Genomic DNA, 8,818 nt, shown 5'->3' with positions numbered 1-8,818 from the left:
AATCGTATCCCTTGCCTTTCAGAGGATGCGAGGCATGGTCGATATGGTAGGGATCGACATCCTGCTTTCTGACGAAGGCAATGACCTTTGCCGTTTTCATCACTTCGGCAGCCAGCTTGTCCGCGAGAACGAGCTTGTCGCCCTTCTTGGCCCAATTCTGGTCGGGAGCCTCGGTGACTTCATAGAGACCGTAAGTGATCTTCGGCGAATAGCTGATGGCTCGGTTGCCTGGCAACGTCCAAGGGGTCGTGGTCCAGATCACGACAGACGCGCCAACGACATCGCGTACAGTTCCAGGAGCGCCCATATAGGCGTCGATGCGAAACTTCACCCACACCATATCCGAGGTGTAGTCTTCGTATTCCACCTCGGCTTCCGCCAGCGCCGTTTTCTCCACCACGCTCCACATCACAGGCTTGGAGCCGCGATACAGCGTGCCGTTGGCGGCGAATTTCATCTGCTCGCGCGCGATCTGGGCTTCGGCGAAATAATCCATGGTCGCGTAGGGGTGGTCCCAGTCGCCGATGATACCGAGCCGCTTGAATTCCTCGCGCTGCACGTCGAGCCAATGCGCGGCATAGGCGCGGCATTCCTTGCGAAACGCCACCATCGCCGCGGAGTCGCGAAAATCCGGCTTCTGCCGGCCCTTGGAGCGGTAGTTCTCCTCCTCGATCTTCCATTCGATCGGGAGCCCATGGCAGTCCCAGCCCGGCACGTAGTTGGAATCGAAGCCGAGCATCTGCTGGCTCTTGGTCACCACGTCCTTCAGGATCTTGTTGAGGGAGTGCCCGATATGGATGTTGCCGTTGGCGTAAGGCGGGCCGTCATGCAGCACGAATTTGGCCCGGCCGGCGGCTTGCTGGCGCAGCCGGCCATAGAGGCCGATCTCGTTCCAGCGCTTGAGGATTTCCGGCTCGCGCTGCGGCAGGCCGGCGCGCATCGGGAATTCCGTCTGCGGCAGGAACAGGGTTTTGGAATAGTCTGGGGCGTCGGACTTTTGCGGCTTTTCGGACATGAGGGCTCTGGTTTGGCTCAAAGGGCGCTGAAACGCTGACATCGCGGGCGAATTAGGGGATATCCCGGTCTTGCGCCGAGCCGAAACTCAGGCGGAAGCCGGGCCGCTAATGCTGATGGTGCGCCGTGCAAACATGCTGGTTTCCATAGCAGCCAGCCGCCGGATCGCAAAGCCCCGCCGCCTGCCTGCGGGTCTGCCCAAGGCTTCCCCTGAAAGGCTTCCCCTGAAAGGCTCCCCCTGAAAGGCCCACCCGCCGAGGCTCAAACCTTAAACCGGCGAGATATTCCCCAGTTTCGGAAAAGCGTCGGGCACAGCCGCCAGGGCGGCCCGGGCGCGGGCGCTGTCGTCATCCATCTGGCGGATCAGCGCATCGATGCTGTCGAACTTCAATTCGTCGCGAATGAAGCCGATGAAGGCGACGTCCAGCCGGTTTCCGTAGAGATCGCCTTTGAAATCAAACAAGAAGACTTCCAGCAGCGGCGCGCCATTGTCGAAGGTCGGACGGCGGCCGAAACTGGCGACGCCGTCGAAGCGCTCGGCACCCCGGCCCACCCGCACCGCATAGATGCCGTGCTTGAGCCCGCAATTCTTGTCGAGGCGGATATTGGCGGTGGGATAGCCGAGATCGCGGCCGCGTTTCTCGCCATGGATCACCTCGCCGGCCACGAACCAGGGGCCGCCCAGCATCGCGGTGGCATCCTCGATCTGCCCCTCGGCCAGCGCCATACGGATCGCGCTGGAGGAGACCGGCCGCTCCGCGATGTCGATATGGGCCTGGACGTCGACCTCGATGCCGAGCCGGGGCGCTTCACTGACCAACAGGCTCGGCGACCCGACCCGGCCCTTGCCGAAATGAAAGTCATAGCCGACGGCGATACCGCTGATCCCGAGCCGCTCGATCAGATCATGGTGAATGAAATCTTGCGCCGTGGTCCCGGCCCGGTTCTTGTCGAAGGTCATTACCACGGCACCGGCCAGCCCGGTTCCGGCCAGGAGCCGCAGCTTTCCGGCCTCGTCGGTGAGCCGGAACTGGGGGGTATTGGGGCTGAAAAAGCTGCGCGGGTGGGGCTCAAAAGTCACCGCCAGCGCCGGCCGGCCGTGCGAGCGGCCCATCTGGAGCGCGGCCTCGATCACGGCGCGGTGGCCGAGATGGACGCCGTCGAAATTACCCAGTGCCACCACCATTCCCTTGGGGATCGCGGCCGCGGCAGTGGTATCGCGGATAACAATAAAGTCAGGCGCCATTTCGCAGGGTTCTTCAGCTCGATCAAGGTGGTGCGGGACCGTGACTTGGGGCTGCCCGCGAAGTCAAGCCGGGCCCGATTTGGCACGCTTGCGGGCGCAGGGTCGGCGTCCGGCAGCGGTCGGTTAACGGGCTGTTTAACGCCTGATGCTAGTAATTCAGGCGGACTGCGGGGGTATTTTGGCCCCGTGCAGCGTGTTGATGGTTTACGGCGTTAAGTGTCGTGCGGGAGATCCAAGATGGCGGTTGATTTGTCGATGTCGGTTCTGGTGGTGGATGACTACAACACCATGATTCGCATCATCAGAAATCTGCTCAAGCAGCTTGGCTTCGAGAATATCGACGATGCCAGCGACGGATCGGCGGCGCTGAACAAGATGCGCGGCAAGAAATATGGCCTGGTGATTTCCGACTGGAACATGGAGCCGATGACCGGCTACGACCTGCTCCGGGAAGTGCGCGCCGACCCCAACCTCGCCACTACGCCGTTCATCATGATCACGGCCGAATCCAAGACCGAAAACGTGATCGCCGCCAAGAAGGCCGGCGTGAACAATTACATCGTCAAGCCGTTCAATGCCGCCACGCTGAAGACCAAGATCGAGGCGGTATTTCCGGACCTCGCGAACGCGTAAGGTTCCCGGGCACTTCACCCCGCAACAGCGGGGGAGAACAGCTACCAGCGCAATTCCCGCGTCAGCGCGCGGGGCGGATGGCCAAACAATTCCTTGACCGAGGCGGGGTCGAGCTGATCGATGCCCTCGAAGTCTTCGGCATGGATGCCGCGGGTCACGAACAGGCAATCGATCCCGAAGCCGTGGGCGCCGGCGAGATCCGTTCGCACGGAATCCCCGATCGCCAGCACGCGGTCGAGCGGGGTCGCGTGGCCGCGGCGCTCGGTGGCGAGCGCGATGGCGCGCTCGTAGATCGGCCGGTGCGGCTTGCCGTAAAAGATCACCTCGCCGCCGAGTTCGCGATAGAGTTCGGCGATGGCGCCCGCGCAATAGATCAGGCGGTCGCCGCGTTCGACCACGATGTCGGGGTTGGCGCAGACCAGCGGCAGCTGGTGCTCGCGGGCCTGCAGCATCATCGCCCGATAGTTTTCCGCCGATTCGGTTTCGTCGTCGAACAGGCCGGTGCAGACGATGTAATCGGCCTGCTCCAGCGGTGCCAGCACCGGATCAAGTCCGCGGTAGATCGAATTGTCGCGCTCCGGGCCGAGCCAGAACATTTTCTGGCCGGGACGGTCGGCGACGTAATGCCGGGTCAGATCGCCTGAACTGACAATGGCGTCATAGCTATCGTCGGCGATGCCGAGCTTGCGCAGTTGCCGCTGCACCGAATCCGCCGCCCGCGGTGCATTGGTGATCAGGATCACGGTGCCGCCCTGGGCGCGAAAGCTGTGCAGGGCTTCGCAGGCTTCGGGAAAGGCAACGAGACCGTTGTGAACCACGCCCCAGATATCGCTGAGCACGACATCCACGCCGCCGACGAGGTCGCGCAGCCTCTCGGCAAACTGCAGCGTCGTCATGACCGGGCTTGCCGGTCAGCCCGGGCCGACCGCGCGCCGCGCCAGCGCGGCATTGCCGGTCGTCCGCTGCGGTTCGACGGCCGGACCCTCGAAAGCAGCAGCTTTGCCGGAGCCATTGGATGGGGCATTGGATGCGCCATTGGATTCTTGCGCCTTGTTCGGTGAAGCCCCGCCGGTAGCAGATGCTCCCTCGGGCCGCAACGGCCGGGGCGGCGCAAACAGAAACCCCTGTCCGAACCGCACGTCATAGTCGAGCAGATCGACCACGGCGCGCTCGCCCTCGATCCGCTCCGCGATCAGGTCGATGCCGAAGCGGCCGAGCAGATCCGAAAGGTCCGAGGCGTGAATATCCGATGTCGAGGCTTGCCTCGGATCGAGCAGCAGCGCGGCGGGCACCTTGATGAAGCGGACACCGCGGTCGGCCAGTTCGCGCGGCTCGATCCGCAGGTCGGTGACGTGATCGATCGAGAAACGGTAGCCGCGCTGCGCCAGCGCCGCCAGATGCTCGGTCTCGATCGGACCGAGACGGCGAAACGTCGCCTGCTTGAATTCGAGCACAAAGGACGACGCCAGCGCGCGATTGGCTTCGAGGAAGTCCAGGCATTGCGCGAAGGTGGCGGGATCGCCGAGCGTCGCCGCGGCGACATTGCAGAACACGCCGACTTCCTTGTTGCGCACCATCAGCCGGCGCAGCACCTGCACGCAGCGCAGCATCACCATGTGGTCGATCCGCCCGATCAGCCCGGCGGCTTCCGCGATCCCGACGAAATGGTCGGCGGTGATGATCTCGTCACGGTCGTCGCGCAGCCGGGTAACCGCTTCGTAGAAGCGCACCTTGCGTTGCGGCAGGGTCACCATCGGCTGCAGATAGATGTCGATCCGGTTTTGCTCGACCGCGTTCCTGACCGTGGCGAGGATTTGTGCCTCGCTGCGGGAGGCCGCGGGCTTCTCGGCGACGACGGCAGGCGCCATCGCGGTGGGCGCCATGCCGGTGTCTTCCGCGGCGAGCGACATCCCTTTTGGCGGTTCCGGGACTTTTGGCGGTTCAGGGTCCGGCTTGCTTGCAGCTGCCACGGCCGCCACGCCCGAAGCCAGCATGTCGTCATGGCTGGCGACGGAGGCCGCGAGCTGCTTGACCAGCGTACCGAGTTCGTTGATTTCGCCGACCACCGCCTGGATACGGTCCGCGCCGGCGGAATTGGCCGATACCACCCGACCTTCGACCGCGGCCAGCCGGCGGCCAAATTCGGCGACCTGACGGGCCAGGTCGGCGGTGCCGCGCGACAAATCCGCGATCTGGCTGCCGACATCGGTACGGTCGCGCAGCCGCATCGACACGGCATTATAGAGGATCAGGAAGGTCAGCGCGGTGAGCGCGACGATCGCGGATTCCGACCCGCTGATACCGGCAACCGAATACAGCACCAGGCCGAGCGACGCGGCGAGCAGCACCATGCAAATGGCGATAAAAATCGTGGAAATGCGGATCATTTAACGCAAACGTCCCCTCCAGAACCGGTGTCCGCCCTCGCGCCAGGTGCGCATGGCCTCCGATGCTAGCACCATTGCTGATTCGGCGGACGATTGTTGTTCTTTTTCGTCCGCCGGGAACTTGTTGCCGTTCGTTTCCCTCCAAGAGCGAGCTTCGCCCGTCTCGACCCCGAGAGCGGGGAAGGTGGAAGGGGCGCGCTACGCGACCGCGCGGATCACCTTGGCCACCTTTTCGACGATCTCGCCGATTTCGTCTTCGCTGACGATCAAAGGCGGGGTCAGCGCCAGGGTATCGCCGGCGACGCGCAGCATCAGGTCGTTGTCGTGGAACGCGCTGTTGAGCCCGTCGAAGCCGCGCTTGCCCGGCAGGTCGGGGCGCGAGGCGAGGTCGATACCCGCCGTCAGCCCGATGGTGCGGATGTCCAGCACGTTGGGCTCGCCCTTCAGCGACATCACGGCGTCGGCGAATTTGGGCTCGAGCGCGAGCGCGCGCTCGAACAGCTTTTCGTCGCGGTAGATATCGAGCGTGGCGAGGCCGGCGGCGCAGGCCAAGGGATGCGCCGAATAGGTATAGCCATGGGCCAGCTCGACGACATGCTCCGGGCCGCTCATGAAGGCGTCGTGGATGGTGTCGCGCACGATCACGCCGCCCATCGGCGCCGCCCCGTTGGTGATGCCCTTGGCGAAGGTGATCATGTCCGGCAGCACGCCGTAACGTTCCGCGGCAAAGGCATAGCCAAGCCGGCCGAAGCCGGTGATGACCTCGTCGAAAATCAGGAGAATGCCGTGCTTCTGGGTGATCTCGCGCAGCCGCTTGAGATAGCCCTTCGGCGCCGGCAGCACGCCGGTCGATCCCGCCATCGGTTCGACGATGACGGCGGCGATGGTGTTGGCGCCATGCAGGTTGACCAGGCGCTCCAGTTCGTCGGCGAAATGCGCGCCATATTCCGGCTCGCCTTTGGAGAAAGCCTGCTTCTCGCGGTCATAGGTGTGGGGCAGATGATCGACGCCGGTCAGCAGGGTTCCGAACATCTTGCGGTTGCCGACGATGCCGCCCACGGAAGTGCCGCCGAAGCCGACCCCGTGATAGCCGCGCTCGCGGCCGATCAGCCTGATACGGCTGCCCTGGCCCTGGATCTGGTGAAAGGCCAGCGCGATCTTGAGCGCGGTATCGGCGGCCTCCGAGCCGGAATTGCAGAAGAAAACGTGGTCGAGCCCGGCCGGCGCGAGATCGGCGATGCGGCTGGCGAGTTCAAAGGCCTGCGGGATGCCGAATTGGAACGGCGGCGCATAATCCAGCGCCTCGGCCTGCCTGGCGATCGCCGTCGAAATCTGGGTGCGGCCATGGCCGGCATTGGTGCACCACATGCCCGAGGCGGCGTCGATGATCTTGCGGCCGTCGACGGTAAAATAATGCATACCCTTGGCGCCGGCGAGCAGCCTCGGCGCCTTCTTGAAGGCCCGGTTGGCGGTAAATGGCATCCAGTGCGCGGCTAGGTCGTTGGGCACATTGACGGCGGCGGGGGTTGGGCTCTTGTCCAGCATGGGGGGCCTCTTCAAGTTTTGGCAAGTTTTTGGGATCTGGCGACTTTCGCGGGAAGCTAGCAGCTTCGTTGCGCGACGGGAACGCCAATACACCGCTATATTTGCGCTCAATCAGGCGGTTTGAGGACGGGCTTGCGGGGTGTGGCCGGTCTCACAAACCGCCGGCGCCGATCCAGAACACTTCGCCGTCGGATTCCTCGGTATCGAGCCAGAGAAAATCGGTCTGCGGATAGGCCGTCTCGAGCGCGCCCCGGCAGCGGCCGATCTCGCATAACAGCCCGCCCTGCGGCGTCAGGTGCGCCCCGGCCTGGTCCAGGATGCGGCGCACGATATCGATCCCGTCGGGGCCGCCGTCGAAGGCGAGCTTGGGCTCGGCGCGGCATTCGCGCGGCAGGTCCGCCATGCCCTGCGCATCGACATAGGGCGGATTGGAAATGATCAGGTCGTAGCGCCTGTCACCGAGCGGCCGGAACAAGTCGCCCCGATGCAAGCTCACCCGGTCTTCAAGACCATGGTCAGCGACGTTGCGCGCGGCGACATCGAGCGCATCCGCGGAGATATCGACGGCGTCGACACTGGCCTGCGGAAACGCGTGCGCGGCCAGAATGGCCAGACAGCCTGAGCCGGTGCAGAGGTCGAGCACGTTGTGTACCGAACCGGGATCGTCGATCAGCGAGCCGCCTGCCTCGTCGCTCCCGCTGAAATGAGAGTCCAGGAGTTCGCCGATGAAGGAGCGCGGCACGATCACGCGCTCGTCGACATAGAACGGCAGGCCGCGCATGTAGATTTTGTTGACCAGATAGGCGGCGGGCTTGCGCGTGGTGACGCGGCGCGCCACCACATCGAGAATCTGTTTGGCTTCGGCGGCCGTGACCCGCGCCGTGGCAAACGTCTCGAACTGGTCGGGATGAAGATGCAGGGTTTCGCACACCAAAAATGCCGCCTCGGCCACCGGATCGGTGGTGCCGTGGGCGAAGGTCAATTTCGCCTCCCTAAAGCGGCTCACCGCATAGCGGACGAAATCGAGCAGCGTCAGCAATTCGCCGGCTGCGACGCTCACGCCTTTCGATGCGGCGCGGCCGCGCTTGGCGGCCGGTTTCGCGCGCTTTGCCATCAGGATTTGACCATCAGGATTTGGTCCAGCGCGCGGCGGCATCGTCGTCGTGATGGCGGGCCTCGACCCAGCTGGTTCCGCCGGCACTTTCCTCACGCTTCCAGAACGGCGCGTTGGCCTTCAGGTAATCCATCAAGAACTCCGCGGCTTGAAACGCCGCCTGCCGGTGCGCCGATGCGGTCAGCACCAGCACGATATTTTCGCCGGGGACGATGCGGCCGACGCGATGAATCACGGTCAGGCCGGTCAGCGGCCAGCGCGACAGAGCGGTCTCGGCATGCCGCGCGATTTCGGCTTCGGCCATATCCGGATAATGCTCGAGCGTCAGCGCCGCGATCGCCTCGTCATTTTCGCTGCCCCGGCAAATGCCGCTGAATCATTTTCGCTGCCCCGGCAAATGCCGCTGAAACTCACGACCGCGCCGATGTCGGTGCGGCCTTTGGTCAGCGCGGCGATTTCCTGCGCGACATCGAAATCGGCTTCCTGGATGCGGATGGTCAAATTGGCGGTCATGGGATCATTCTAGTTTCGCCGGAGGGCCACGCTGCTGGCGATCGCCTCGACGGCGGGCTTCAATCCATCGAAACGGGACGCCGGGGCGTCATAGACCATGGTGATCAACTTCCTGTCCTCGGTCACGGCCATATATTGCAGGAACCGCCGCTCACCGTCGCAGCGGCCATTCAGCAGAATCCCACTGATCCCAGCAAATTTGACCGGTTTGCGAGATTCGACCTGGGGATTGCCCAGCGAGTGAGGAGGCCTGGGGTTTCGTTCGAGTTCGGCCGGATCGTCGACCAGCGCGGGCTCATATGCGATGGCCAACGACGGCTGCGTACGCTCGGGGTCCACATCCTTGTCGCCGACCGTCATGCCCAG

The 8,818-nt window shown here is 64.0% G+C and carries 8 protein-coding genes and 1 pseudogene; 1 reads left to right on the top strand and 8 read right to left on the bottom strand.

The window, feature by feature from the left end; genetic code table 11:
* Both ABR948_RS25570 and ABR948_RS25565 read right to left on the bottom strand, forming a co-directional pair.
* The coding region (locus tag ABR948_RS25570; RefSeq protein ID WP_428123290.1) for a class I tRNA ligase family protein at positions 1-1,015 on the bottom strand (1,015 nt) is incomplete at its 3' end.
* Between the two features lie 267 nt (positions 1,016-1,282).
* A complete protein-coding gene (locus tag ABR948_RS25565; protein WP_428123289.1) occupies positions 1,283-2,260 on the bottom strand; it encodes a bifunctional riboflavin kinase/FAD synthetase in 978 nt (325 codons plus the stop codon).
* Between the two features lie 237 nt (positions 2,261-2,497).
* On the opposite strand from ABR948_RS25565, the gene ABR948_RS25560 reads away from it, so the two are divergent.
* Positions 2,498-2,893 carry a response regulator gene (locus ABR948_RS25560; RefSeq protein WP_213742677.1) on the top strand — a complete coding sequence of 132 codons (396 nt, stop codon included), beginning with the start codon at positions 2,498-2,500 and terminating at the stop codon, positions 2,891-2,893.
* Between the two features lie 41 nt (positions 2,894-2,934).
* On the opposite strand, the gene ABR948_RS25555 is transcribed toward ABR948_RS25560, so the two are convergent.
* The 6 genes and pseudogenes from ABR948_RS25555 to ABR948_RS25530 all read right to left on the bottom strand — a co-directional run.
* Positions 2,935-3,789, bottom strand: a complete 855-nt coding sequence (locus ABR948_RS25555; protein WP_428123287.1) for a TIGR01459 family HAD-type hydrolase — start codon at positions 3,787-3,789, stop codon at positions 2,935-2,937.
* 15 nt (positions 3,790-3,804) lie between these two features.
* On the bottom strand, positions 3,805-5,280 hold the full coding sequence (locus ABR948_RS25550; protein ID WP_428123286.1) for an EAL domain-containing protein: 1,476 nt from the start codon (positions 5,278-5,280) through the stop codon (positions 3,805-3,807).
* Between the two features lie 198 nt (positions 5,281-5,478).
* The gene (gene aptA, locus ABR948_RS25545; protein ID WP_428123285.1) at positions 5,479-6,825 is read right to left on the bottom strand and encodes an omega-aminotransferase AptA; all 1,347 of its coding nucleotides are present in this window, start codon (positions 6,823-6,825) and stop codon (positions 5,479-5,481) included.
* 151 nt (positions 6,826-6,976) lie between these two features.
* Positions 6,977-7,939: a 50S ribosomal protein L3 N(5)-glutamine methyltransferase gene (prmB, locus tag ABR948_RS25540; protein WP_428123284.1), complete on the bottom strand. Its 963-nt coding sequence runs from the start codon at positions 7,937-7,939 to the stop codon at positions 6,977-6,979.
* 13 nt (positions 7,940-7,952) lie between these two features.
* Positions 7,953-8,452, bottom strand: a pseudogene (locus ABR948_RS25535) (molybdenum cofactor biosynthesis protein MoaE).
* A gap of 9 nt (positions 8,453-8,461) precedes the next feature.
* Positions 8,462-8,818: hypothetical protein (locus ABR948_RS25530; protein WP_428123283.1), on the bottom strand; the 357-nt coding region annotated here is incomplete at its 5' end.

This window comes from Bradyrhizobium sp., assembly GCF_050014615.1.
Taxonomy (GTDB): domain Bacteria; phylum Pseudomonadota; class Alphaproteobacteria; order Rhizobiales; family Xanthobacteraceae; genus Bradyrhizobium.
Note: the sequence above shows the minus strand (reverse complement) of the source record. Positions and strands in the feature narration are given on the sequence as shown.